This window comes from Pseudomonadota bacterium, assembly GCA_036141575.1.
Classification (GTDB): Bacteria; Pseudomonadota; Alphaproteobacteria; order UBA2136; family JAPKEQ01; genus JAPKEQ01.
The window spans coordinates 19,354-44,131 of the sequence record JAYZXF010000005.1 but is presented as its reverse complement, the minus strand read 5'-3'; the positions used below and the strand labels follow the sequence as shown (position 1 = coordinate 44,131).

Here is a 24,778-nt window from a genome sequence, read left to right as displayed (position 1 = left end):
AGCCGTGTCTTCTGATCGAGATTATGAGCAGATTCTTCGTGTGGTGAAGGGGCTCACTTATACAGCATTTGCACCGTTTAAGTCTTCAGCAAAACAGCTGCTTGCTTTTATTAAGCATTATGAAATCCAACTGACAGATACTCCGGAAGAAATTGCAGATAAAGAATATGGGTGGCGTATTGCGTTGGCGAAAGAATCTGGCAACTTTGTACTTGCAAGTATGTTGGAGCAAATTTTTACGCAAATGCGTCCGTACTGCCTTAAGCGTCTTGCGGTAGAAGAGCATCGCATGCAGGCGCTGACAAAGCAGCAAGTGATTATCAGCTACTTAGAGCGAGGCGATGTGGCTGCTGTTGAAAGGTGTTTTAGCCTTTAAGATGAAGCGTCTTGGCGCTTGAGGTAATCTTTAAGTGTTGTGTAGGCGTCATTAATAATACCCATGCGTTCTGCAGCGTCGTCTCCCGTGTAGATGTCCGGGTGGAACTTTTTCGCAAGGGCTGTAAACCTTTTCTTAATCAGGGTTGGTGAAAGTGGAGGTTCAATTCCAAGTGTTTCGCAAGCCTCTGTAATGCGCTTAGGCATTTTAGGTGTAAAGATTTTTGCTGTTTCAGCACTGCCCTCCATGTAATCAAACATGGTGTAGGGGTTTTTGTACGTACGATCAGCCGCAAAAGTTGCTTTTTTGTATGACTCCGTGTTTACACCCATTTTCCATGTGGGGCGTCCCCATGTGCCGCCTGACTGCATGGTGTAAAGATCGTCACTGCTAAAGCCTTTCAGGCCATTCCATTGTTTGTTGAATTCTTTGATGTGTTTTTCGCAGAAATACTGGCGTGCAGAAATGTTTTGAGGGTCCCTTGGTGCAGGGAAAGTTCCTTCAAGTTCGCATTCTGGATGGGCGCATTTCTCAGTCATGCTTAAGATATAAAGGCAAATACCTTGTTTATCAAGGCCATGAGCCAAGTTTTTTGGTGTAAAAATAACCATAGTGATAAGCAAAGGCCGGGACCAAATGCAATGTGGCCATTTTTATTCGGAATAAATGAAAGGGCAATGCTGATAAAGCAAGCAGCCATCATGTAAAATGGTAAGAAGGTTGCGCCAAGCCAAAGACCTGAGGCGCCAATAAGTTTGATATCTCCACCGCCAAGGAATGCTGATTTGAGCATGAACTCAATCAAGAAACTGAAAAAGAGAATAGCGCCAAAGCCAATAAAGCCTCCGAGTAAGGCCTGCTGCCATGACAGTGCAACAACCCCAATGGCAATACCTGCAAAGGAGAGAAGGGCCAGTGGAGCTACATAAATATTCGGCAGAGTGTGGTTTGTGAGGTCAAGTGCCACGAGCCTTGCAAGAATCAGGCTTGTGAAGCCCCAGAAGGCATATTCTGTCATACCATTAAGGCTAGGGTAAGCAATACTAAGCAAGCCGAGAAGTATGGCAAGGGTCAGGGGTATATGAAAGCGTTCAGGAATAAGTCCTTCAGCCATATCCTCTTCTGTTAAGAATTTACGCTCAAAGGCAAACACGGCTTACTGGTACCAAACCTGTGCACTAAATGGCGGATCTTCACGGTCCGTCAGGTTTGAGTTGTAGCGTAGTGTACGGTTCCAAGGGTCTGTGGAATAGCTAGTTGGTAGATTTAGTAGGTTGAGTAGGGCTTGCATAGAGGCGTTATCACCACTTGTGTATGTTGTATCTGTACAAGCACTTGTTGTCCCTGCAATGTCGGTATCAGTACATACAGAGTCAAAGTACTGAATATTACCATTCGTATCTAGGCTTGAAACAGGGTAATAGTTAAAGTTGGTATAAGACTTACCACCACTTGTACACCATGCTGGCCCTGGACAAGCGCCATCGGCATCTAGGTACCAAGCTGCTTCTACAGCAGCAAGGCGATCAGAAATTTCTTGTCCTTGTTTTCTGTAAAGGGCGACACGGTCGCGTTCAATTGTGATTGTTGAAAACTTAATACCAATATCATCCCCTGCAGCGTTCCAAGCTTGCCAGTCAGCATACGAAGCAATTGTTACAGAGTCATCTGTGCTATTTTTACCATTGGTATGGATTGTTCCATACCAAACTGTAACGGGCACATCTTCAATTTCTATATTTGTAGAGCCTGTTACATAGTTCCAGTTATTTCCCCAAGGGTCTTGTTGGAATTGAGATTCTTCAATCATGCCTGATGTGAATAGAGTAGCAATATCAGGAGAAAGTACGGTGATACCTGTTGTAATGTAGTATTTCATGTTTGCATTCACTAGCAAATCTACAGCGCGCTCAGCGCCATCATTTTTACTACGCTCTACGCGTGAAAGGACGGTTACACCACCTGTTGCAGCCATAATACTGGCAATGATCAGTGCCACACGGGCATCCATTCCAAAAACAGCACCTGTTTGGCTTTTTAGGCGTTTTGCAATAGCGCGTATCATTTTTTTCCCCTTATTTCCCTAGTTCATGTCCACGCGGACATTAAAGTTTTTACCCCATGGCGTTGTAAAGCTCAGCGTAGCTTCCGTATCACTGGCATAGGTGTAAACAAAATCATTTCCCCAAGTGTCTTTGTAACCTGTGAGGTTGTTGACACCGTTATCATATTCCGTTTGATTGGCAGGGAACCTGCTGTTTTCTGTATAGAAAGTGTAAAGCATGCTGGCTTCTTTTTCCAGAAGTTGCCTTGAGTGCTTAACCTGCTGGTTTCTTAAGGCTTCTGTATCAACTGTTGCGAGCGGTTTATCTAAGCCACCATCATAGTTTGCAATAGCTGACTCGTTGGCAAGTCCGCCTACGTCTGAACGTAAGAAAGCATCATCTGAAGAGGTGATAGCAATACGTTTGTTTTGAATATCTTGAACTTGGCTACTATCTACTTCTCTAATTTGAATGGCTGCACCACTGCGTGTTGTGTTTGTGGATGCAGAAAGAAAGCCTTGGGCGCGGCTTAAGTCATAAGTTTGGCTGTAATTATTGCTCGCAGTATTGCTATTCTCCGACAAAATAGCGATTTCTAAAGCTTCTTTAAAGTCTTCAGAGTGCCTTTGTTGGGCTTTGAGCTTTTCAGCTTCAAGGGTTTTTAGGTCCTCCCTTGCCCATTGCGCGAGCATGGTACTAAAAACAGTAAGAGCAGCAAGCACGCCAAACATAAACGGTGAAAAACCGCCTTTTTGACATTTTATTTTGCTCGTATGGTGCTCTCTTGCTTCCATCATCTCTTACAGGGCCAGATTGATCTTAAGCGGGTAATCTTTATCTCCAATGGTTAAGATCACTTTTCTATGGCCAATTTCTTTTACTGTTACCCCTATCTTATGGGTAGCCATACGAGTTGCAGCCCCTGATTTTATGCCAAGTTCTGCTTCATATTGCTCAATAACGTTATTTGCCTCGTTAATAAAGGATTGGTACATGCCTTTATCCATTGAATCTTGAGGGGGTAAGTATTGCTGAACAATGGATCTAAAGTTTGTGTTTTGTCCCTGAGGTCTTTGAACTGAAAGGAAAAACCTTTCTTTTTCACTATACTTTTCACCATCAAGCACGGCGTACTTAAATGGAGATGTCACAATGCTATCAATTTTGATTTTTTTGATATCTTGCGTAAAATCTTGCGTGTTGAGCTGATCTTGCTCTTTTTGCAGTGTTTGACGCAGGAGCCTTTCAAGGAATCTTTTGAATTCCGCAGGGGAAAGGCGACCTTTAGCATCCGTATAGAAGTCAGGCAGTTGGCCCTTAGCTTGATATGTTTGTAATCCAGCTAGGCGATTATCAATATCCTTGAGGTTAATTTGTGTATCAGAAAAGAGACCTTCACCTGCAAAGAGGTCTTGAAACTTTTTATTAATGATCTCTTCTTTAGAAATTTGGCCTGTCGCTACGTATTCTACAATTGTGTTATTAGGAGCAAGCTCAACAGGGACAACTCTGCCTGTTACAAGCATAGCAGATACTTCACCATCTTTAAGTGCGATATTTGCAGTTGCGATTTCTCCTGTACGGAGAAAAATACGTTGCTTTGTACCAACATAAGCCTGAGGTACCGGATTTTTCTCTCTTATAATGGCAACAGATTCGTTTTCGTTGTATCGGCTATAGATATCAATCAGGTTTTGGGCTGTTTTTGGATCAAATGGGTTCACGCCCTGTGTATTCAAAGATCGGTCAAGGTTTCCTGTGAGTACAGAGAACGACTCAGGTCTTTTCTCTTGAATTTCTTTCACAATATCATCTCGTGTGAATTCAAAGTCAGGCTGACCTGTAAATGTATTGGGCCATTTGAGGTTTTGGGCATAGCCTGTGCTTGTGAGCGAAAGGCTGTACAGCGCAAGTGCTATTTTAAATCTGGCGTGGGTTGTGGACATAGAGGTACCCTTCTATTTGAACCGTATGGTGGCCAGGTTTAAGTTCTCGGTTTGTGCGCGCACAGTTAAAGCAAGTTTTATACACAGAAAATCCAGGTGTTGATGCGATAAGTGTGAGAAGTTCTGTCACGGCTGCATATGTTTCTGTGCCTGTAATGCGGTATGTGTGGTAGTAGATACCAGGTGCTGCTGGGTTTTGCGTTGGCTGACCTACAAAGTTAAAGTCTAAATCCTTTTCTGCAAGGTTGAAGAGCCTTTCAATGTTGTTTTTTTGGTCTTGGCCAGCTTCTAAAGTCTCTCTAATTGATTTTTGAATATTCGTTTGAATACGTAAAATTTTATCTCTATTTTTCATAGAACTACGCAAGCTATTTTCAGTGACCTGAATTTTATCGATATTTTCAAAAACTTTAAACGTACCAAGGATGGCTGCAAACGCGAAAAGGGCAAGCCCAATAGTGAATTGAATCATGATTCAGGCTCCTCTACTGCATCTGCTGTTTCACCAAGGGTGCGGTTACCAATAGCTCTGGTTTTACGGGCTTCTTGTAAGTAAGGGTGAAGCTCTTTAATAGCGTCTCTTAAAGGAATTAACCCCTCAAGTTTCATCTTTTTATTTCCTGGCTGGCGTCTTACAGCCTTAACTGTATTACTCAGGGCAAGAAACGATTTGGCAACAGGCTCTTCCTCAAGCCAGCCATCATAAGCATCGCTATCTGCATTAATTGTTAATAACAGATTTGTTGGCGGATCTAGAGGAGATGGTGACTCGAGTTCGAAAGAGTCAATTTTCATGCCTGAATATTGGATAGCATATGATACATCCTTCAAAATGAATGGGAAGTACTCTCTATAAGACATGTTCTGTTGTTGCGTTCGGATCATATTAGAAAGAACAGCAAAGTTTTGTCCTGATGGAATGGACTGTGTGACACGGTTTCTGTCTGCTTGAAGTTTTTGAATTTTGGTATCTTGCATGTAGGTGATAGCAAAAACCATCATAGAAACGAGAATACCAATAGATAGCATGATATTACCGTATTTCTCTTGGAAAGACGGCATATTCAGCCAAACTTCACTAAAGACAGGTGATTCACGAAGAGGGAGCACGTTTACACGCAGCTCTTCTAATTTATCTTTTTGCCAGTTTGTGTAAATATTTTTCGTATAGCTTCTTGGGTATGATTTAAGAATTGCCTTAATATCTTGAACCCACGTCAACTGAGATGTTGGTTGTAAGTAGTTATCTTTAATATCCCAGTGGAAAATAACATCAGCTACAACGATAAAGTTCACCGTGTTCGAGTCTGCAGGGGGCATGCGACAATAATCCATGAGAGGAATATGTTTAATGCTCTCTGTCATTAATGTATCAGGGACTTCTTCATCTGAATAATCGTCAATCAGAATTTCTTCTGGGGCAACAGGTTCACCTGAAAGGTCACGTGGTGCAAAGAAAGAAAGGCACATGTTACGGCGTGCTTGTTCATCTGATACATCTTGCCAGCTATCACCAAAAATAGGTTGATCTGAACCATCAGGGAGATATTCTACGCGGTTTAGGCCTGTAAAACAGATGTTTTTAAACTGTTGTCCAAGGTTGTTTTTTACAATAGGCATGTCAATACTCTCCTACGACTGTGCAAGTACAATTGACATCATCTCAAGTAGCATGACGCTACCACCCATTAGCCACAAAATAACAGAGAATGTACTAATAAATCGCTTGTGTGTATCAGATAGATCTCGTTCTAGAATGGAGTATGCGTGGTTCATACCTTCAATCATGACATCGTTGGTACCTGAATCATTACCTGCATAGTTTTCTGATACGCGGATTGGTGTAACAATAAGGCCTGGGAACCCTGCTTTTTCCATGGCATCTGACATTTTACCACCTGTGGTAATGACCTGGTTAAAGGCATCGATTTTACGGCGCAGTACAATGTTTGTCGACATGGCCTCCATAATAGGGATCATCTGCTTTGGCTTTACACCACTTTCCACAAGGTGTGGGAAGTAAAGCAGCATGTTTGCATATGTTTTATAACGAATAAACTTACCCATCAAAGGAACGCGAAGCGTGTAGTAATCTAACCAAAAACGCCCTTGCGTTGATTTGATTGCAGCATATGCGCATACGCCAAACGTAATTCCGATGGCCATAAGAATGTGCCAGTGGTCTGCACACCATCCAGTAATGTCCATAACCATGCGTGGTGCTGTACCAAGTTGCTTACCTTGGGCAATCTTCAGCTGAGTTAGGACAGGAAGTGTATTTAAACCTGTGTTGAAAATAGAAAATAAACTGAACGATAGCATGAGGAGAGGTGTGAGAAGCTCAGCCATACCTGCACGAGATGCCGCGATTTTTTTATCTTCTAGAACTTGTAGAATGTGGAATGATTCTGTCATGTAGTTTGAGGCTTCACCAGCCATAACGGCGGCGCGGTGAACATCATCAAACATCACATGTTCCATTTCCATGGACTTACTCATAGGTTTACCTTGAGCAACTTTTTGGGCAATGGCGTGTAGAGCGGCAGAAATATCTTCTTTACCTTCACTGCGGAAAGATTTAGCAACAGCACGTACGGCAGATTCAGTGGTTTGACCACACTTAAGCATTTGATACAAAAGGAAGAACATGCGTTCACGATCTCGTGCGCGCATTTCTGTTACCCGGGGGCCTAAAGCATCACGACTGAATAGTTTCCAAGTCTGCACTGAAAAATCTTTCTAGTTCTTCAAGGGATGTTACCCCAGTTTTTACATGTAGAATACCCTGCGTCAACATATCAGGCATTCCAATTTCCATAGCTTGTCTGCGGACAACATCAATCCAATCAGGGCGGAGTGCTGTGTTTGTCCACACGTTTCGCGTAATATCTTTACGCCAAAGTTCTAAAATTTCTTCAATTGCTGTACGGCCTATGTAGCCTCTGTGTCGGCAAGCTTCACAACCGTTTGCATTCGCTTTGTAAATCACGTCTCCCGGTTTGAAATCAATTGGGCGAAGGTTGTTCAATTGTTCTGCAAAGTCTTCATCAAGCTCAAGTGGCACTTTGCATTTGTTGCAAAGTCTCTTTACAAGACGTTGTGCAATGATACCACGCACGTTAGAGAAAATTTGCTCAACCGGAACGCCGCGCTGTACAAGGCGGTCAAGGGTCATGAAGGTATCGTTGGCGTGCATCGTTGTAATAACAAGGTGACCAAGGTTACCGGCATCAATACAGCGGCGGGTATCTTCAGGGCTACGTACCTCACCAATAAACAGAACATCAGGGTCAAGACCAAGAGCGGCATACATGAATGACTCAAGATTTAGGCCTGCGCTGAGATCTTCTTCCGTTTGGATGACGTTATCCATACGTTCCTCAATCTGTTTCTCGTATGAGATGACATTTTGACCAGGACGCTGACCACGACGAATGATCATGCGTGCACCAGTTGACTTACCAGAACCTGTAGGCCCGGCGAAAATAATACATCCTTCCTCAAAACGCATCAAAACATCAAGCTTACCGATACTCTCTTTACGCCAGCCAAAGTTATCAATGCTGCCTTCAAATGGTTTTAGGAAACGCATGGCAATCTTTGCTGTGCCTTCTAGCGTAATGGGCTGTGTTGTATAACGAATATCAATATGCTGACGGGCAGACAGTTCAAATGTCATACGTCCGTAGAGCGGTTTCTTATAGTTTTCTGCACGTACACCAGCCATGTGACGAAGACGACCTACCACACGCTCATAAACTTCAATAGGAAGCGGTACAAGTTCTTCAAGCTCGCCATCAATACGTGCCATAACCGTTGGTTTACGGTTTAGGATTTCAACGTGTAAATCCGAAGCGTTGTTTTTATAAGCGGTACGAATAATTTCATCTGTAAGGTGAACAATGGCATCATCGTTACCAGCGTTAATTTGTGCGTAGGCTGTCTCCACAAGGAATTTGAGAGAGTGACCTTCACGCTTAGACATACGCTCAATGGCAGATTCAATAGATTTTGCTGAGGCCCATACAAATTGGTGCCTGTTTTTACGGTGACGTAGAACAATCTCACTGAGTAGACGTTTGTTTGGTAAATCAGCTGCTGCCCATGTGATGGCACCACGGCCAAGTTCAATGGGGCAGGCTGTATAGAAGTTCATAAAGTCGGCGTTAATGCCATCCACTTGGTGTGGTGTGGTCCGTGCCATTTCTTCATCTGTACGCACAGGGTAATCATAAGCAATGGCTTTGTAGCGCGATTGCTGCATTTCAGAAAGCTTACCGGCTTTACCAAGAGCATCAATAAGCTGCTCCGGGTCTTTTTGCACAGTAACAGGCAGACCTTGTAGGTCTGCTATGTTGATCACTTGATCACTGATCATGAGATCGACAATGTCCATCCGTTACATCGCTTTCTTTTTCTTAAGTCCTATTATGGCAAAAAATAATGCCAAAACTCAAATAATAGGTGTGTTTTCTAAAGAAAATGGCCTCGTATGTCTGACGAGGCCATTTCTGCCGTTGCTAAATGAGCACAAATTTAAGAGGTAGGCTTAATTTTATACGCAAGGGCCAGGGCCTTGGCAACGAGAGAGTTTATATCGAGTTACAGATACACCTGCTGTATCAACGTATCTGAAGTTACCGTTTGCGGCATCAACTGCACCGTCAATTTGTGAATCGATACGCTCAGCAATTGGTGTTGGTACTTGAGTTAGTTCTAACCATACATAGCAAATGCCAACACATGCAGCACCAGTTGGGTTGGCAGCGGCAGCGTCAGGGCCTTCTCCAAGTGAATATGTACCAAATCTTACTTGGTTGTCGTTGGCTATTGTGAGGTAGGGGCCGTTCCATGATACAGCACCAGAATCAGCCAGAAGGTCATTAAAGGTAACTGTATCTACACCTGTATCAAAGACTTGGTTGATGTAACCTTTTGAGATGTTATCAAACTCAGTTGTAAGGGCGGTTACGTTTGTTTCTGTGATACTGCTAATAACGGCAGCACCAGCAATTACAGAAAGACCACCAAAAATAGCGAGGGCTACGCGGGCATCAAGGCCGAACATGGCACCTTTCTGATTTTTAAACTTTTTAAAACTAAACATATCGTGTTTTCTCCAGTCATAGGGTTGCATTGTATTATGATGTTACATTTTAATTGTAACTGACAGGTAGGGAAAAAATGAGAACTAAGCTTAAAAAGTTCAATTAAAACAATTGGGTGTGATACTTTTGCAAAAAGAAAAAGGAATGTAACGTTACATTACATTCCTTTTGATATCTTTCTATAAACTAGTTAGACAGTGTCTCAAGCCATGCAATAAGGTGGGCGCGGTCAGCATCTTTTCTGATGCCTGGGAAGGCCATTTTTGTGCCTTTAATGTATTTCTTAGGATTCTTAAGGTATTCGTTAAGAGCGTCTTTATCCCAGTTGATTTCACCTTTCTTACCTTGGAAGGCTGCACTGTAAGCAAAGCCATCTTTCGCCATGATTGGTGCGTTGAAGATGCCCCAAAGGTTCGGACCTATACCGTTTTTGCCGCCATCATTAAATGTGTGGCAAGCTTTACATTTACCAGAAACCTTAGCACCTTTAGCTGCATCGGCTTCAAATGTATGAATGTCAAATGGTGCAGCTTCAGCAACAACAGTACCTTCTGTAGGTTTGCCGTGAACTTCTGCTTTTGCAACCATGTTTTCTTCTGCGTGTGCATTATGAGGAAGCACTGTACCTGTAATAATGAAGTGGCCACCAAAGTAAATCACTGCAAAAAAGTCAGCAATAAGAACAAAATGCGTAAAAAGACGTGTTGCTGGAGACATAAAATTAACCTTTTTTCTTAAAATGTCTGAACCTTGGTGCATAATAAACGGGTGTTTAAGAAGTCGTCAAGCTTCATGGGGATGGAAATTGACTAAAGTTAAGTAAGAAAGTTTTTCTACTGTGGTAATTGGGAAGGTTATTGGTGTTCTGGCTGGTTTGATGGTGAACTGGTTTCCTGAAGGCGCGATTATTGGTCTGATTGTCGGGATTTTGCTGGATGAGCTTGTTTTGAAGCGGGTTGTTCAGCGCAGTAAAGAGACTTATTGGATGCAGGAGTTTTCTTGTTTGTATTTAGAGCTCTTAGCTTCAGTGGCTGTAGCTAAAGGAAAAATTACGAAACAGGATATCATTTGTATTCGTAATGATGCATATATTGCCGCTAAAGATAACCCGATTGCCAATCGTATTTTGAAACGTGCGAAAAAGAACCGTAAAAATTACAATTATCTTATTGAGGAAATTCAATCCTGCTGCGAAGGGGTTGAGAATATGTTGAGTATTGTTGCAAATGGTGCTGCAAGGGTTGGTGTGTTGCAGGGAGCTGCTGGCCGTCAAAAAGTGGAACAGCTCTTTCATGAGTTTGGCATGCCACCTGTGAACTGGGGGAAAGTTTCTATTGATGATGGTATATCTCAAGCTTCATCTCGGAAAAAGGCATCAGGTTCGTCTTCGAGTTCAAAACAAGGTCAAGATCATTCCTATGATGACAGCCCACATGTGACCAGGGCTTATGGAAGTAAAAGCCCTTATGCAGTTCTGGGTGTAAAAAGCACGGCAACGGCTGCAGATATTAAAAAAGCTTACAGGTCCCTTATCCAAAAACATCACCCTGATAGAGTAAGGGCTGAAGGTAAGTCTGATAAAGCAGTAGAAAAAGCTGAAAAGAAAGTTGCTGAAATTAATGCGGCCTATGAGGTCCTGCAAAAGAAAAAGCGCCCGTAGGCGCTAGTTTCTTGAAAAGTCGATTAGTGCAAAGGACCTTTAGGTTGGTGCTCTGGCGGAAGGCGGTTGGTTAGAATTTGCAACAGACGCCAAGGCTTATCAACCTCAACTGGGAACATCATTTTGATGTGATCCAGCTGTTCGCCTTTTACATAAGGCTTGATATATTCCCATCCAAGGCTACCAGGTTGTTCTGCAGGCTCGCTGAACATAGCAATCCAGATGTCTTGGCCTTGCAGGTCATCTAGGTTGTCGGTGGCAAATTGCGCCAAAAGGCGGGTTTCTGTGCAATGTTTGGTCAGAGACAGTTGCATGTATTGTGGTCTTGTGCCTTCGACGAATTTCAGGAAAAGGTCGAAATGACGGCCGTTATCAAAAGGCTCTACGCGCTTGATGCGCATGCGTGCGTAGTGGATACGCATAATGAACATCCTCCTACTGAGTGTGGGTGAACTTGGAATCAAGATTTGTTGTATACATAAACTGTAGGGTGTTTATGGGTGTCGTGCAAGAGAAAGCTAGCGAAAATTGTTTTTTTTGTTAAACTAGCGAGTATGAAATTACAAATGCTCATTCCTGTATTGACTTTGGCTGCATCTCTTTCAGCCTGTGGGCATTACTATTCTTATAATAATGATGGTTACCGTTATACGAGCCATCATCCCGTAACACAGCCATATGTGAGTTCAGGTCATCAGCAACAAGCTCAGGCATCTGGTGAGAGTGTTGGTATTGTTCATTCTTATGTATCGGCTCTGGATGAGGCGAAAGCGGATATGGCGACTGAAAAAGCTGTGTCTACTGAAAGTGAAGAGCTTTACACAGATAGTTTTTCTCCTTGGGTGAAAGCTGAAGACGGGCTTGGTGAGGGGTATGTCTTCTCAACAGGTAACCACCGTAAGCGCTTTGAAGATGCACTAGAAACAACACCGCAAGGTGGTGAGGTGCGTTGGCAGGCCGGCTCTCAAGCTGTATTGTTTAAGCCAAACTCAGCAATCTACCAACCTTACTACAGTGGAGGCCGTTGCCGCGACGCTGTGGTGATGGTGACAGGTGGTGTGCAACAGCATAAAACGCGTGGTCTATTTTGTCAGCGTGCGCCGGGTGCCAGCTGGGTGATGCTTTCAGCTTTGCAGGGGTTATAGTAGCAACCGCATAACTTTTCTCTTCAGTTACGTAGCTGTTACTACGCGTCTTCATTAAAAGTCATGTGCTTATTTATTCTATCCGCCTGAAAATTGTAAGTTTATGCTTTGGTTTTGTTGTTAAAAAACAAGCGGTCAGGCTTGACAATTGATACATCGTCCTCTATAAATCCACCATCACTTTACTCTATCTAGAAATGGGTAAATGTTAAGTGGTTGTTTTCAAAGTATTTTTGAGACAAAAACAGTAAAGACATCCGCCACAAAAAAGGTGGTGCATGCGGTATATCATTTTATGGTGCCGGTGCTAATGGGTGATTGAAGTTAACAAATAGCAAGGTGAAAACTATGCCAACAATTAACCAATTGGTGCGCAAGCCTCGTAAGCCTCAAGTTGTTAAAAACAACGTGCCGGCTCTTAAAGCTTGCCCTCAGCGTCGTGGTGTTTGTACTCGTGTTTACACAACGACTCCTAAAAAACCTAACTCAGCACTTCGTAAGGTTTGCCGTGTGCGCCTAACAAGTGGTTTCGAAGTAACATCTTACATCGGTGGTGAAGGTCACAACCTTCAAGAGCACAGTGTAATTCTTATCCGTGGTGGTCGTGTAAAAGACCTTCCGGGTGTGCGTTACCACACTGTTCGCGGTACGCTTGACTGCCAAGGTGTTAAAGATCGTAAACAAGGCCGTTCTAAGTACGGCGCGAAACGTCCTAAGTAAGAGAAGGAGTATTAAACATGCGTCGTAGAAGACCTGAGAAACGTGAAGTCCTACCAGATCCTAAATTTGGTAACGTAACACTTGCAAAATTCATGAACATCGTGATGCAAGACGGTAAAAAGAGTGTAGCTGAGAAGATTGTTTACGGTGCCCTAGATGGTATCCAAGCAAAATCTGGTTCAGATCCTCTTAAAGTATTTGATGAAGCACTTACAAACGTGAAGCCAGAAATGGAAGTACGTAGCCGCCGTGTTGGTGGTGCGACTTACCAGGTTCCTTGTGATGTGCGCCCTGAGCGCGCACAAGCACTTGCTTTCCGTTGGGTAGTGGGCGCCGCGCGTAACCGTGGTGAGCGTACTATGAAGGATCGCCTAATGGGTGAACTTATGGACGCCTCTCAAAACCGTGGTAGCGCTGTTAAGAAGCGTGAAGACACGCACAAGATGGCAGAAGCGAACAGAGCGTTTGCACACTTCCGCTGGTAGTCGGATTTGGGGCGGGCGCTTAGCGCTCGCCTCGCTTTTTATTAAACACAAAAAAATAACCTAAAGGGTGCTGAGACTAAAGCACCACAAGGAGAAAAATAATGGCTCGTGAATATGCCTTAGACCATTGCAGAAACATCGGGATTATGGCCCACGTTGATGCTGGTAAAACAACGACAACAGAACGTATTCTATTTTACACTGGCCGTGAGCACAAAATTGGTGAAGTACACGATGGTGCAGCGACTATGGACTGGATGGAGCAGGAGCAGGAGCGTGGTATTACAATTACCTCTGCTGCGACAACATGTTCTTGGAAAGACCACCAAATTAACATCATTGATACACCTGGACACGTAGACTTCAACATTGAAGTAAAACGTTCTGTACGTGTACTTGATGGTCTTGTAGCGGTATTTTGTTCAGTAGGTGGTGTTGAGCCACAGTCTGAAACAAACTGGCGCCACGCAAACAACTACGGTGTTCCTCGTCTTTGCTTTATTAACAAGATGGACCGTGTTGGTGCAGACTTTGATAAAGGTGTTGAGATGATCCGTGATCGCCTACGTGCGAACGCGATTCCTATCCAAATGCCAATCGGTAAAGAAGATGGCTTCAAAGGTCTGATTGACCTTGTAGAAATGAAGGCTGTTGTTTGGAACGATGAGAGCATGGGTGCTGACTACGATGTAGAAGAAATCCCAGCTGACCTTATGGATCGCGCTCAAGAGCTTCGCGCTGAGCTTATTGAAGCTGCTGTAGAGCAAGACGAAGCTGCTCTTGAAGCTTACCTAGAAGGTAACGAGCCAGATAACGAAACACTTAAAGTTCTTATCCGTAAAGCGACTCTAAACATGGCGTTCTTCCCAGTACTTTGTGGTACTGCGTTTAAGAACAAAGGTGTTCAGACTCTACTTGACGCTGTTCTTGACTACCTTCCATCTCCAGATGAGATTGATGACGAGAACCTTAAAGCGACGCCAATGGATAGCGAAGAAGAGATCGTTCTTAAAGTTGGTGACAGCGAAGCTATGGCTGCGCTTGCCTTCAAGATTGCTTCTGACCCATTCGTAGGTACTCTAACATTTGTACGTGTTTACACGGGTGTTCTTAAGAGTGGTTCTTACATCTACAACTCTGTTAAGGGTAAGAAAGAACGTGTTGGTCGTATCGTGAAGATGCACGCAAACAAGCGTGAAGAAGTATCTGAGCTCGTAGCAGGTGAAATCGGTGCTGTTGTCGGTCTTAAAGACACAACAACTGGTGACTCTCTATGTGATGAAAACAAGAAAGTTGTTCTTGAGACAATTACTCCAATGGAACCTGTAATCTCTATGGCGATTGAGCCAAAGACAAAAGATGCACAGGAGAAAATGGGTATTGCTCTTGGTAAGCTTGTTGGTGAAGATCCATCATTCCGCGTGAACACTGATGAAGAATCAGGCCAGACTCTTATCCATGGTGTAGGTGAGCTTCACCTTGAAATTATGGTTGACCGTCTAAAGCGTGAATTCAAAGTAGAATGTAACGTTGGTGCGCCTCAAGTAGCATACCGTGAAACGTTCACTCAAACGGGTGACGCTGAAGGTAAGCACGTGAAGCAATCTGGTGGTCGTGGTCAGTACGGTCACGTAAACGTGACATTCGAACCGCGTGAGCGTGGTGAAGGCTTTGAGTTTGAGTCTAAGATTGTTGGTGGTGTGGTTCCTAAGGAATACTTCAACGCAATTCAGCAGGGTATTGAAGAAGCCCTGAAGGGTGGTGTTGTAGCGGGTTACCCACTTATTGACGTGAAAGCGACTCTATTTGATGGTAGCTACCACGATGTCGATTCATCTGAAGCAGCATTTAAGATGGCTGGTATTCTTGCGGTACGTGACGCCAAGAAGAAATGTGGCGCCGTTCTACTTGAGCCAATGATGAAAGTTGAAGTGACGACTCCTGAAGATTACATGGGTGACATTATTGGTGACCTAAGTTCTCGTCGTGGTCAGATCAACGGTAACGAAGACAAGTTCGGTTCTAAAGTGATCACTGCTGAAGTGCCACTTGCGAACATGTTTGGTTACGTGACAAACCTACGCTCTATGAGCCAAGGTCGTGCGAACTACACAATGGAATTCAGCCATTACAACGAAGCTCCGGCTAACGTAACTGCTGAAGTTCAAGAAGGTCGCGCTAAAGTAGCGTAATTTACCTCACTTAAGCAAAAGCCCCGTATGTGCGGGGGGGTATAGTGAAAGGCGTGACAGTTCCGTTTTCTGACCACACTCTCACAATATCGAAAAGCCGCTACCTTAATTGGTGGCGGCTTTCTTGTATTTTAATTTACAAAGTCTTTTTGTTAAAAATAACCTCGTCCTAATACAATATCATCTGCATCGTGTTCTTCACTAGGGAAGCATTCATTAAGATGCCATACAAGTCTTTGAAACCCATCTAAGCTTAAAGGATGGTCATTTAAATATTTTTCAAATAAAGATTTATTAGATTCTCTTCCAGATGCTGTTGAAAAATTAGAACGAATATTAGATGCTAGTCTCTTTGATTTTCTAAGAACTATAACTTCATCAATAGCTGTAAGCTTTGTATTAATAGGTGTCATATCAAGCCATTCACATAATAATATATATTTTGATCCTGATGTTGCTTTTTTTAACTCTCCCGCCGTGGCTGAAGCTTCTTGAAACATGGTTTTATCTAGGTTAGTTTTTATTTCAGTAGCAAAATAAGAAACCTCTACCTCTTCACTAAACCTATCTTCCTCATTGTCGCTCCTAGTAATTTCAATCTTATGCTTTCTCGTTACAGAAAAATCTTGATCTTTTTTCTTAATATAAGTGCCACCTTTTGAAAGCTCTACAAAAGGGCTATCAAATGATAATCCAGCAAAGCTAGATTTGGGGCCACAATTAAGCCCTGTCAATCGAAGAAATCCTGGAACAAGACGACTATCAAATAACCTAGGTAAAAATTCTTCTAGTATCGTATTATCAAGTTTGAGTTGTCCTTTCTGTCGGTATAAGAAGTCTGTTTCTGCACAGTATATCAGATCAAATTCAACGGATTTCTTGTAACTATTCAATAGCTTTACCAGATCCCCTAAAAGTTCCTCCCCCTCACTTTCCAAAGAATTCATATCATTAACCCAAGTGTCATATATATTTATCTGCTCAGATACTCTACCTAATTCTTCTTCTGGTAATTTATTATTTGAAACTAGTGCTTTAAGTTTGTCGCCATGTGGGGTTGCGTATTTAATATCAGCCATAACAATTCTCCTTCTCTAGAATTGGTGAAGAGTTTATATCGCCACTTCTGTTAATTGCCATTTCAATTTCTTGAGACTTATCTTTATCACAGTAGTTAAGAGAGCTTTTTAACGCCTCAATTCCTATGTTTTTACCTATTATCTTAGCTTTTTTTATATCAAAACTATTCGGCTTCAAAGTAATTACATCTTCATAAATTCTCTCACCAAAACGGTTAAGAAAACTTCTTTCTTTCCAATCTATAATTTTTCCTCCTAGCCCTTCGGAAGATATGGCAGCGATTAACTCGCCATTTTTAAAAGCTGTCCCTCTAACTCGTGATTCGCGGCCTAAAACAATAGTCATGCATCCATTGTCATTTCTTAATACTCGTGCCGCTTCAACCATGTACTGGGCCATATCCATACAGTACTGCACTACTGTCATATATCTATTTTGCCTAAATTTACGATTTGCACCAACCTCTGCTGTTGCTACCTTCAGGGGAGTATAGCCTAGTGCCTCTAGAATCGGTCTATAATTTTGATGATAGTTAAAAACATTAATATACGGAGGTGAGGTTACAATGTAATCTACAGAGTTGCTCTCCAATCTTAATTGTCTGGCATCTGAGACTTCAGCAACAGGCTTCTCCTTAGTATATGGCAGGTTAAGTAAATATTTTTTTATATATTTTACGCTGCTATGCATTTTTTTTTCATTAATGTAGTTATTACTTCCAGCAGACAATAGCAAAAAAGGTTTGAGAACATTTTCCACATTTGTATCAAATTTTTGCTGGAAAAAGACTTCTGCCACAGAATATAAATCTATTCTCTCTTCTTTATTAAATAAAGATAGAATATGATTAAATAATGAATCTAAAGTTATAATTAATTGACACCTTTCCTCATAAGGCATTGCACTTACAGAGGAAAATTGAGCTAAACAAATTGCTGCTGGGTTAATATCACAACCATAAGAAGAAAGGCCTCGTTGAGCAGATTCATATAAGACAGTGCCGCTACCACAAAAAGGATCGACCACCACCCCTTCCTTGGGTGCATATATGTCTAGAAGGTAGTCAACAAGTTGCGGGCTAAATTGGCCTCTCCAAGGAAGAACACTCGTCCTGTCTCTGTCTTTAATATCTAAAAGATCTTGATCATTTGATCTAACAATCTTTTTTGAAAAGGGTGATGACCCTAATGCAGTAGAAGCATTAAACATAAGCTAATCTGTTCTCCAATTAAATGTACTTATTTATCAAAAAATTGCGTGTGCGGCATTGTCGCACATTTATAGTTAAAAACCTAAATATTATCTCTTGTATTAGACTCTCAAACCTTTAGGAGATTAGTTGGAGGTGAAGTTCTTTGGTATAATTAGTTGTCATAATTCTTTAAATAATATTTTCTGGGTAAGGCTTATTATGGTTTTTATACAGTGTTATGCATGATATCAATTTTTTACACGTTTATGGATGAGCCATCAAGCACACATAGCAGCGTGTTGTGTGCTTAACGTTTCGAAGAAACGAAAGGTGTGAGCAGTACACATGCGTTAGCACTATAGTACCCCGCCTTTAGGTGGGGATATTTATCTTTTATTACACTACAAGATAGTAAATTAAAATTAAACGGTTAATAGTTTTCCTATTAAGTTTTTTGTTCCCTTTAACAATTTTTGCTAAATTTGAAGCATCCACGCCAAGTTCTTTTGCAAGGGTTCGTATAGAAATATTATTTTCTTTCATGTGTTTTTTTATTTTTTGAATAGTTTCTTGTTCTTCTAAGTGCTGTTTATCCAAAGTTTTTACAGCAAAATATAGTTTTCTAAGGCAAGTAGCTGATGGCTGAGTATCACCTTTGCAGTCATTGAAACAACCTTTTATAAGGCGCGCTACAACGTAGTTGTTGAGCTTCTTATGCCTTACCCTGCAACGTTTTCACCAACGCTTTATTCTCTTTTTGAGATACGAGGCGCATATACAGAAACCCGTAAAGGATTCTCTTTTTAAGCGATTTGAAACCGCCCTTCGGGGCGGTTTTTGCTATACGTGGAAGCTTTCCCCGCAGCCGCAACGGCCTTTTTCATTCGGGTTGATAAACTCAAACGCGCTACGGAGTTTTTCAGTAACGTAGTCCATAGTTGAGCCGTAGAGATATAGAGATGCAGCTGGGTCTAGGTAAACTGTGACACCATCTTGCTCAATTTTAATATCTTTCTCATTTGCGTCTTCAACGTAGTCTAGCTGGTAGCCAAAGCCGTTACAGCCTTTTTTGTTGACGCTCACACGCAGGGCAATGACGTTATCTTCTGCTTTAGAGATGATCTCTTTCAAGCGATCTACAGCCGCTGGTGTAAGGGTAATTGGCGCTTTTGTATCACTCATTACAGGAGTCCTAGTTCTAGTTTAATGTCATCACTGAGCATATCTTTATGCCATGTCGGCTCCCAAACCATAGTGACAGTAACATCTGAGATGCCTTCAACCTTGCGCACAGCGTTTTCCACATCTCTTGGGATTTGGTCTGCTACTGGGCAGTTTGGGTTGGTCAGTGTCATATCAATCTCTACCTTATTATGGCTATCGATACGAATATCGTAGATCAATTTAAGGTCATAAACATTTACAGGAAGTTCAGGGTCAAACACATTACGTAGTGCATAAATAATACGCTCGAGAAGAGGAGACTCTTCTGCGGGTTTCTTCTCTGTTTCAGGAAGGCCTGTAAATTCAATTTTAACTTTAGACATGAGTCTAGCCCAGCATCATCTTGGCTTTTTTCAAAGCTGAAATAAGTTGGTTGATATCGGCTTCAGTGGTACTGAGGCCGATGCTGGCACGAATGGTATGCTCTGTGCCAAGAACCTTCATAAGAGGTTGGGCACAGTGGTGGCCTGTGCGTACAGCCACATTACATTTATCTAGAATCATGGCAACATCGCTGCTGTGGATACCATCAAGGTTAAATGAAAAGACACCGATTTTGTTTTCAGCCTGACTATATAGAGTCAGGCCTTCAATCGCCTTGAGCTCTGCTTCTAGTTTGCTTGAAAGCGCTTTTTCATGCGCTTCAATGGCATTCCAACCAAGGTCATTGATAAATTGAATAGACTGCGCAAGGCCAACCATGCCAACAATATTTGGTGTGCCGGCTTCAAATTTAGCAGGGGCTTCAGCGTAAGTAATGTGATCGAAGGCTACAGTTTCAATCATATCTCCGCCGCCTTGCCACGGTGGCATAGCGTCAAGGAGCTCTTTTTTACTATACAGAACACCAGTACCAGTTGGACCGTAAAGTTTATGGCCTGTAAAGGTGTAGAAATCAGCATCAATATCTGCCATATCTAGCTTCATATGTGGTGCGGCTTGGCTACCATCAATGAGGGAGATAGCGCCAGCCTGATGGGCCTGTTGAACCATGTCTTGAACCGGGTTAATTGTGCCAAGTACGTTAGAAACATGCGTGAAAGCAACGAGCTTTGGTTTGCTTTCTAAAGCCTTTGTGAAGGCATTCATATCAAGTGAGCCATCGCTACCCAGAGGGATGCTTTTAACGGTTGCGCCAACTTGTTCTGCAAGCATCACCCAAGGAACAATATTGGCATGGTGCTCCATTTCTGTGAGGAGAATGGTGTCACCAGCTTGAATGTTGAGTTTGCCCCAGGTGTTCGCGACGAGGTTAATAGCTTCTGTTGCGCTACGGGTAAAAACAATGCTGTTTTCATTTGCGCCAATGAAGTCTGCAACCAGAGTTCGGGCGTTTTCATAAGCTGTCGTTGATTCACCAGAAAGTCTGTATAGGCCACGGTGAACATTGGCATAATTAGATGTTTGGAATGTGTGCATCGCATCTAGCACTTGCTTTGGCTTTTGTGCGCTTGAGGCACTGTCAAAGTAAGCAAGGTCTGTATTGCTTGCATGGTCAAAAAGAGGGAAGTGGTGCTTGAAGCTTTCCACGTGCCTTACCCTTTGCTTGTTTCCGTAAGCCATGTCGCAAAGTTTTCGCGCCATAGTTTGGCTGTTGCTTCATCTGGAATGCGCTCAAGAACTTCTTCAAGGAAGCCTTCTACAAGTAGGTTCTCTGCTGTTACACGTGGTACGCCACGTGACATGAGGTAGAAAAGGGATTCTTGATCAAGTGTTCCAACAGTGGCACCGTGTCCGCACACGACATCATCAGCATAAACTTCAATCTCTGGCTTGCTATCTGCGCGAGCGCGATCTGAGAGAAGAAGTGATTTACAGCTCATTTCTGCATCTGTTTTTTGCGCGACTTGAGCCACAAAGAACTTACCTTGGAAGACGCTTTGACCACGTTCGCGGCAAACATTACGTGCAACCACTTCTGTTTCACAGTTTGGTTGGTTGTGATTCACATGGATTGTGAAATCCTGTGTCTGCTTGGCATCGGCAAGGTTTGTTACAGCAATCTCTGTTTTAATTTCTTTGCCGTTAAGGTCAATATCAAGTGTTTGGCGACCAACTGAACCGCCAATGTTCATACCGTACACGTTGAGCTCACTGCCTTCTTCAGCATGGATGAAGGTATGTGAGGTATGCATTGTGTCATGACGCTCATTTTGTAGGTTCATGAACGTCAGACTTGCGCCTTTATTTACATGGATTTGCGTAAGTACATTGGCCCATGATTCACCAGCGCTATGGCTACTGCTAGAGAGCGTTAAGCTTGCACCTTCTTTAAGGGCAATGCAAAGGTGAGGGAAGTTTACTGACTCTTTAAGCATGGCAAAGTTCTCGAGTGTCAGTGTTTCTTCAATTTGTTTATCAATCACCACGTAAAGTGTTGAGCTCTGACTGTGAGCAAGGGCCGCAAGGCTCTCTTCAGTTTTAGAGAATTCGTGGTTATGCATACTTTGAAGGATCGGGTGCTCTAATGCTTCCCTTTCTGTCAGAATGTTTACACCGCTTGGAATGCTGCATACTGTTGCGTGACCGTCAAAGAAGCGAATATCACTTTCACCACAAGATTGTTGGCTGGCATGGCTTGCCTTTTGGAAGGGCCAGCTGGTACGCGCAAGGCTACCAAGGTTTGTATAGTGCCATTTTTCGTTTCTTGGCGTTGGAATGCCGTTCTCTAAAAAGAGGCGTGCATTGGCAGATTTATCTTCTGCCAGCATATTTTTAAGTGAATCAATCAGCGTCATTATGCTGCATCCCCAATAACTGCCTCGTAACCTTTTTCTTCAAGTTCAAGGGCTAGGTTCTTGTCACCAGTCTTTTGAATTTTACCATCTGCAAGAATGTGAACAACATCAGGCTCAATGTAATCAAGCAGGCGTTGATAGTGTGTAATCACAAGGAAGCTGCGAGAAGCGTCACGTAGCATGTTTACACCTTCTGCAACCACTTTAAGGGCGTCAATATCAAGACCCGAATCTGTTTCATCAAGAACTGCAAATGTTGGGTTTAGAACCTGCATTTGTAGAATTTCAAAACGTTTCTTTTCACCACCTGAGAAGCCCACGTTAACCGCACGTTTGAGGAAGTCATCTTTAATCTTCAGGTTTTTAGTCGCTGTTTTAACAATACGTAGGAACTCAGCACCATCTAGCTCTTCTTCACCGTTGGCTTTACGCTTGGCATTAAGAGCTGTGCGTAGGAATGTCATGCTGTTTACACCTGGGATTTCGACAGGGTATTGGAAAGCAAGGAACAGGCCAAGGTGTGCACGCTCTTCAGGTTCCATTTCTAGAACGCTTTGGCCGTGGAAAATAATGTCGCCTTCTGTAATTTCATAACCGTCTTTACCAGAAATAACATTCGCAAGCGTACTTTTACCTGCACCGTTAGGGCCCATGATGGCATGAACTTCACCATCTGGAATTGTGAGGTTTAGGCCTTTTAGGATTTCTTTGTCATCAACACGGGCGTGTAGGTTTTTAATTTCGATCATCTGTTCTTACCTTGTGTCTTCATCTTTAAATTATTTATCTTTTCTACTCTCGTCTCGCTATTATGTGATGTGGATAGGGTTAAAAAAATCCTTTATCCAACACTGTTTTCGAGTGTAATTCCGAGAAGTTTTTGTGCTTCTACGGCAAATTCCATTGGCAGTTCTTGCAATACGTCTTTGGCAAAGCCGTTCACGATCATGCTGACTGCATCTTCTTCGCTCATGCCACGCTGGCGAAGGTAAAACATTTGTTCTTCACTGATTTTAGATGTTGTGGCTTCGTGCTCAACCTGCGCATCAGATGTTTTGACATCAATGTATGGCACCGTTGTTGCCGCACAATTGTTACCAATCAGCATGCTGTCACACTGCGTATAGTTACGGGCACCTTTGGCGCTATTCATAACAGATACGCGGCCACGGTAAGTGTTCTCACCACGTTCAGCGCTAATTCCTTTAGAGATAATCGTACTCTTGGTATTTTTACCAATGTGGATCATCTTTGTGCCTGTATCGGCTTGCTGCTTCAGGCGTGTCACTGCAACGCTGAGGAACTTACCTGTACTGCCATCACCTGTGAGGACACATGAAGGGTATTTCCATGTAATGGCACTTCCAGTTTCAACTTGGATCCAAGTCACTTTACTGTTTTTACCAATACAGTCGGCACGTTTAGTCACAAAGTTGTAAATACCACCTTTGCCGTTTTCATCACCTGGGTACCAGTTTTGTACTGTTGAGTATTTAATTTCAGCATCATCGAGTGCAACCAGTTCAACCACGGCTGCGTGGAGTTGGTTTTCATCACGCATTGGCGCTGTACAGCCTTCAAGGTAGCTTACGTAGCTGCCTTTATCAGCGATGATAAGTGTGCGCTCAAACTGGCCTGTGTTGAGTGCATTGATACGGAAGTACGTTGAAAGTTCCATCGGGCAGCGTACGCCTTCTGGAATGTAAACAAATGAGCCGTCTGTGAACACTGCACTGTTAAGAGCTGCGTAAGCGTTATCTGTTTGTGGAACGACAGTACCAAGGTACTTTTTCACAAGTTCTGGGTGTTTTTCAATCGCTTCACTGATTGGGCAAAAAATTACACCAGCTTCAGCAAGCTTATCTTTAAATGTTGTCGCGATAGATACGCTATCAAATACGGCATCTACAGCAACACCAGCAAGGATCTTCTGCTCATGGAGAGGAATACCGAGCTTCTCATAAGTTCTGATCAGTTCAGGATCAACCTCATCAAGGCTCTTAGGGCCTTCTTCTTGGCTCTTAGGTGCGGCGTAGTAGTAAATATCGTTAAAGTCGATTGGTGGGTAGTTAACCTTAGACCATTTCGGTTCAGGCTTACTCTTCCAAAGTTTGTAGGCTTTTAGGCGCCATTCGAGCATCCATTCTGGCTCGTTCTTTTTGGCGCTAATAAAGCGAATAACGTCTTCATTGAGCCCTTTAGGGGCGTAGTCCATTTCAATATCAGTGGTAAAACCGTACTGATAATCGCCAGATGTGGCTTCCTTAGATGTGTAAGTATCGTTAGGCATTGCAGGTCTTATCTTTACATTCTTCGTCAAATTCTACGCGAACCAATGGGTTTGTTGGTTCAATAAACTGTCCAAGTGTTACGCCCTGTAGAGCGTTTTTTACCGCTTCATTAATGACATGCCAGCGGTCTTTTGTTGGGCAGTTTCCATCCATTGCACATGTCGTTTGGGTACGGTCGAGGCATGTTGTCATAGCGATTGGGCCATCAACAGCTTCGATAATTTCAGACACATTAATTGTGTTTGGGTTTTTAGCGAATGTGTACCCGCCGTTTACACCACGTGTCGAGTTAAGAAGACCTGCTTTAGAAAGCATCTTCATGAGTTTACGTACTGTTGGAACTGTGAGCCCACTATTTTCAGCAACTGTTGTTGCCGTATGATTGGCAAGTGGTTCACTTCCCATGAGCGTCATCATGACAACAGCGTAATCCGACATTTTACTGAGTTTCATCATGGCGTTTATACCCTACTTATTCACGCGTGATCCATATATGTTCAAATATATGGGACAATTTTTGTTCTATATACAGGATGTTTTACGAGTTTTTGGAGGGGAAGTCAAGTTTTGACAGGC

28 protein-coding genes are annotated in these 24,778 nt (G+C 42.8%); 6 read left to right on the top strand and 22 right to left on the bottom strand.

The features are described 5' to 3' along the window. Positions 1-376: FCD domain-containing protein (locus VX730_03070; protein ID MEC9291362.1), on the top strand; the 376-nt coding region annotated here is incomplete at its 5' end. Here the strand turns inward: VX730_03070 and VX730_03065 are convergent. The 11 genes from VX730_03065 to VX730_03015 all read right to left on the bottom strand — a co-directional run bounded on the left by VX730_03065 (position 373) and on the right by VX730_03015 (position 10,192). Beyond that, positions 373-915 carry a J domain-containing protein gene (locus VX730_03065; GenBank protein ID MEC9291361.1) on the bottom strand — a complete coding sequence of 181 codons (543 nt, stop codon included), beginning with the start codon at positions 913-915 and terminating at the stop codon, positions 373-375. The genes VX730_03070 and VX730_03065 overlap by 4 nt on opposite strands. A 2-nt stretch (positions 916-917) precedes the next feature. Further along, positions 918-1,490, bottom strand: a complete 573-nt coding sequence (locus VX730_03060; protein ID MEC9291360.1) for a prepilin peptidase — start codon at positions 1,488-1,490, stop codon at positions 918-920. A 42-nt stretch (positions 1,491-1,532) separates the two neighbouring features. Then, positions 1,533-2,441, bottom strand: a complete 909-nt coding sequence (locus VX730_03055; protein MEC9291359.1) for a hypothetical protein — start codon at positions 2,439-2,441, stop codon at positions 1,533-1,535. An 18-nt stretch (positions 2,442-2,459) separates the two neighbouring features. Then, a complete protein-coding gene (locus VX730_03050) occupies positions 2,460-3,152 on the bottom strand; it encodes a hypothetical protein (protein MEC9291358.1) in 693 nt (230 codons plus the stop codon). Between the two features lie 69 nt (positions 3,153-3,221). Then, entirely contained in the window at positions 3,222-4,367 is a 1,146-nt protein-coding gene (locus VX730_03045) for a hypothetical protein (GenBank protein MEC9291357.1), read from the bottom strand. Further along, complete coding sequence (locus tag VX730_03040; GenBank protein MEC9291356.1) at positions 4,342-4,839, bottom strand: hypothetical protein; 498 nt, start codon at positions 4,837-4,839, stop codon at positions 4,342-4,344. Before VX730_03040 ends, VX730_03045 begins: the two co-directional genes overlap by 26 nt. After that, positions 4,836-5,987, bottom strand: a complete 1,152-nt coding sequence (locus tag VX730_03035) for a hypothetical protein (GenBank protein ID MEC9291355.1) — start codon at positions 5,985-5,987, stop codon at positions 4,836-4,838. The genes VX730_03040 and VX730_03035 overlap by 4 nt, the downstream gene beginning before the upstream one ends. A 12-nt stretch (positions 5,988-5,999) precedes the next feature. Further along, positions 6,000-7,094: a type II secretion system F family protein gene (locus VX730_03030; GenBank protein MEC9291354.1), complete on the bottom strand. Its 1,095-nt coding sequence runs from the start codon at positions 7,092-7,094 to the stop codon at positions 6,000-6,002. Continuing rightward, positions 7,066-8,763 (bottom strand): ATPase, T2SS/T4P/T4SS family, encoded by a 1,698-nt coding sequence (locus VX730_03025; protein MEC9291353.1) that lies wholly within the window; start codon positions 8,761-8,763, stop codon positions 7,066-7,068. The genes VX730_03030 and VX730_03025 overlap by 29 nt, the downstream gene beginning before the upstream one ends. Before the next feature lie 159 nt (positions 8,764-8,922). After that, on the bottom strand, positions 8,923-9,474 hold the full coding sequence (locus VX730_03020; protein MEC9291352.1) for a hypothetical protein: 552 nt from the start codon (positions 9,472-9,474) through the stop codon (positions 8,923-8,925). Between the two features lie 187 nt (positions 9,475-9,661). Continuing rightward, positions 9,662-10,192, bottom strand: a complete 531-nt coding sequence (locus VX730_03015; GenBank protein MEC9291351.1) for a cytochrome c family protein — start codon at positions 10,190-10,192, stop codon at positions 9,662-9,664. A gap of 121 nt (positions 10,193-10,313) precedes the next feature. Between VX730_03015 and VX730_03010 the strand changes: the two genes are divergently transcribed. Continuing rightward, positions 10,314-11,135, top strand: a complete 822-nt coding sequence (locus VX730_03010) for a DnaJ domain-containing protein (protein MEC9291350.1) — start codon at positions 10,314-10,316, stop codon at positions 11,133-11,135. A 23-nt stretch (positions 11,136-11,158) separates the two neighbouring features. Here the strand turns inward: VX730_03010 and VX730_03005 are convergent, their stop codons facing one another. Then, positions 11,159-11,557: a hypothetical protein gene (locus VX730_03005; GenBank protein ID MEC9291349.1), complete on the bottom strand. Its 399-nt coding sequence runs from the start codon at positions 11,555-11,557 to the stop codon at positions 11,159-11,161. A gap of 132 nt (positions 11,558-11,689) precedes the next feature. On the opposite strand from VX730_03005, the gene VX730_03000 reads away from it, so the two are divergent. From VX730_03000 to fusA, 4 genes are all read left to right on the top strand, one after another. Then, on the top strand, positions 11,690-12,280 hold the full coding sequence (locus VX730_03000; GenBank protein MEC9291348.1) for a hypothetical protein: 591 nt from the start codon (positions 11,690-11,692) through the stop codon (positions 12,278-12,280). Between the two features lie 348 nt (positions 12,281-12,628). Then, positions 12,629-13,000: a 30S ribosomal protein S12 gene (gene rpsL, locus VX730_02995; protein ID MEC9291347.1), complete on the top strand. Its 372-nt coding sequence runs from the start codon at positions 12,629-12,631 to the stop codon at positions 12,998-13,000. Between the two features lie 17 nt (positions 13,001-13,017). Next, a complete protein-coding gene (gene rpsG, locus VX730_02990; protein ID MEC9291346.1) occupies positions 13,018-13,485 on the top strand; it encodes a 30S ribosomal protein S7 in 468 nt (155 codons plus the stop codon). Between the two features lie 101 nt (positions 13,486-13,586). Next, positions 13,587-15,677 (top strand): elongation factor G, encoded by a 2,091-nt coding sequence (gene fusA, locus VX730_02985; GenBank protein ID MEC9291345.1) that lies wholly within the window; start codon positions 13,587-13,589, stop codon positions 15,675-15,677. Positions 15,678-15,829: 152 nt separating this feature from the next. Here fusA and VX730_02980 read toward each other — a convergent pair whose 3' ends face one another. The 10 genes from VX730_02980 to VX730_02935 all read right to left on the bottom strand — a co-directional run bounded on the left by VX730_02980 (position 15,830) and on the right by VX730_02935 (position 24,655). Next, on the bottom strand, positions 15,830-16,756 hold the full coding sequence (locus VX730_02980) for a Bpu10I family restriction endonuclease (GenBank protein MEC9291344.1): 927 nt from the start codon (positions 16,754-16,756) through the stop codon (positions 15,830-15,832). Further along, positions 16,749-17,966 (bottom strand): DNA methyltransferase, encoded by a 1,218-nt coding sequence (locus VX730_02975; protein MEC9291343.1) that lies wholly within the window; start codon positions 17,964-17,966, stop codon positions 16,749-16,751. Before VX730_02975 ends, VX730_02980 begins: the two co-directional genes overlap by 8 nt. Before the next feature lie 379 nt (positions 17,967-18,345). Next, positions 18,346-18,546, bottom strand: coding sequence for a helix-turn-helix domain-containing protein (locus VX730_02970; protein ID MEC9291342.1), 201 nt, complete (start codon positions 18,544-18,546; stop codon positions 18,346-18,348). 243 nt (positions 18,547-18,789) lie between these two features. Continuing rightward, positions 18,790-19,131, bottom strand: a complete 342-nt coding sequence (locus VX730_02965) for an iron-sulfur cluster assembly accessory protein (GenBank protein MEC9291341.1) — start codon at positions 19,129-19,131, stop codon at positions 18,790-18,792. Further along, on the bottom strand, positions 19,131-19,496 hold the full coding sequence (locus VX730_02960; GenBank protein MEC9291340.1) for an iron-sulfur cluster assembly protein: 366 nt from the start codon (positions 19,494-19,496) through the stop codon (positions 19,131-19,133). Before VX730_02960 ends, VX730_02965 begins: the two co-directional genes overlap by 1 nt. A 4-nt stretch (positions 19,497-19,500) precedes the next feature. Then, complete coding sequence (locus tag VX730_02955; GenBank protein ID MEC9291339.1) at positions 19,501-20,703, bottom strand: cysteine desulfurase; 1,203 nt, start codon at positions 20,701-20,703, stop codon at positions 19,501-19,503. Positions 20,704-20,708: 5 nt separating this feature from the next. Continuing rightward, positions 20,709-21,911, bottom strand: a complete 1,203-nt coding sequence (gene sufD / locus VX730_02950; protein ID MEC9291338.1) for a Fe-S cluster assembly protein SufD — start codon at positions 21,909-21,911, stop codon at positions 20,709-20,711. Beyond that, positions 21,911-22,660, bottom strand: coding sequence for a Fe-S cluster assembly ATPase SufC (gene sufC, locus VX730_02945; GenBank protein ID MEC9291337.1), 750 nt, complete (start codon positions 22,658-22,660; stop codon positions 21,911-21,913). Before sufC ends, sufD begins: the two co-directional genes overlap by 1 nt. A gap of 92 nt (positions 22,661-22,752) precedes the next feature. Then, positions 22,753-24,201, bottom strand: a complete 1,449-nt coding sequence (gene sufB, locus VX730_02940; protein MEC9291336.1) for a Fe-S cluster assembly protein SufB — start codon at positions 24,199-24,201, stop codon at positions 22,753-22,755. Further along, entirely contained in the window at positions 24,194-24,655 is a 462-nt protein-coding gene (locus tag VX730_02935) for an SUF system Fe-S cluster assembly regulator (protein MEC9291335.1), read from the bottom strand. Before VX730_02935 ends, sufB begins: the two co-directional genes overlap by 8 nt. Positions 24,656-24,778 lie beyond the last annotated feature (123 nt).

Coding starts and splice junctions, on each gene's coding strand:
- rpsL (MEC9291347.1), top strand. CDS start 12,629: ATGCCAACAATTAACCAATTGGTGCGCAAGCCTCGTAAGCCTCAAGTT.
- VX730_03050 (MEC9291358.1), bottom strand. CDS start 3,152: ATGTTTGGCGTGCTTGCTGCTCTTACTGTTTTTAGTACCATGCTCGCG.
- VX730_03045 (MEC9291357.1), bottom strand. CDS start 4,367: ATGTCCACAACCCACGCCAGATTTAAAATAGCACTTGCGCTGTACAGC.
- VX730_02975 (MEC9291343.1), bottom strand. CDS start 17,966: ATGTTTAATGCTTCTACTGCATTAGGGTCATCACCCTTTTCAAAAAAG.
- VX730_03040 (MEC9291356.1), bottom strand. CDS start 4,839: ATGATTCAATTCACTATTGGGCTTGCCCTTTTCGCGTTTGCAGCCATC.
- sufB (MEC9291336.1), bottom strand. CDS start 24,201: ATGCCTAACGATACTTACACATCTAAGGAAGCCACATCTGGCGATTAT.
- VX730_02960 (MEC9291340.1), bottom strand. CDS start 19,496: ATGTCTAAAGTTAAAATTGAATTTACAGGCCTTCCTGAAACAGAGAAG.
- VX730_03020 (MEC9291352.1), bottom strand. CDS start 9,474: ATGTTTAGTTTTAAAAAGTTTAAAAATCAGAAAGGTGCCATGTTCGGC.
- VX730_03055 (MEC9291359.1), bottom strand. CDS start 2,441: ATGATACGCGCTATTGCAAAACGCCTAAAAAGCCAAACAGGTGCTGTT.
- rpsG (MEC9291346.1), top strand. CDS start 13,018: ATGCGTCGTAGAAGACCTGAGAAACGTGAAGTCCTACCAGATCCTAAA.
- VX730_03065 (MEC9291361.1), bottom strand. CDS start 915: ATGACTGAGAAATGCGCCCATCCAGAATGCGAACTTGAAGGAACTTTC.
- VX730_03005 (MEC9291349.1), bottom strand. CDS start 11,557: ATGCGTATCCACTACGCACGCATGCGCATCAAGCGCGTAGAGCCTTTT.
- VX730_03060 (MEC9291360.1), bottom strand. CDS start 1,490: ATGGCTGAAGGACTTATTCCTGAACGCTTTCATATACCCCTGACCCTT.
- VX730_03025 (MEC9291353.1), bottom strand. CDS start 8,763: ATGGACATTGTCGATCTCATGATCAGTGATCAAGTGATCAACATAGCA.
- sufC (MEC9291337.1), bottom strand. CDS start 22,660: ATGATCGAAATTAAAAACCTACACGCCCGTGTTGATGACAAAGAAATC.
- sufD (MEC9291338.1), bottom strand. CDS start 21,911: ATGACGCTGATTGATTCACTTAAAAATATGCTGGCAGAAGATAAATCT.
- fusA (MEC9291345.1), top strand. CDS start 13,587: ATGGCTCGTGAATATGCCTTAGACCATTGCAGAAACATCGGGATTATG.
- VX730_03015 (MEC9291351.1), bottom strand. CDS start 10,192: ATGTCTCCAGCAACACGTCTTTTTACGCATTTTGTTCTTATTGCTGAC.
- VX730_03035 (MEC9291355.1), bottom strand. CDS start 5,987: ATGCCTATTGTAAAAAACAACCTTGGACAACAGTTTAAAAACATCTGT.
- VX730_02980 (MEC9291344.1), bottom strand. CDS start 16,756: ATGGCTGATATTAAATACGCAACCCCACATGGCGACAAACTTAAAGCA.
- VX730_02935 (MEC9291335.1), bottom strand. CDS start 24,655: ATGAAACTCAGTAAAATGTCGGATTACGCTGTTGTCATGATGACGCTC.
- VX730_02965 (MEC9291341.1), bottom strand. CDS start 19,131: ATGAGTGATACAAAAGCGCCAATTACCCTTACACCAGCGGCTGTAGAT.
- VX730_03000 (MEC9291348.1), top strand. CDS start 11,690: ATGAAATTACAAATGCTCATTCCTGTATTGACTTTGGCTGCATCTCTT.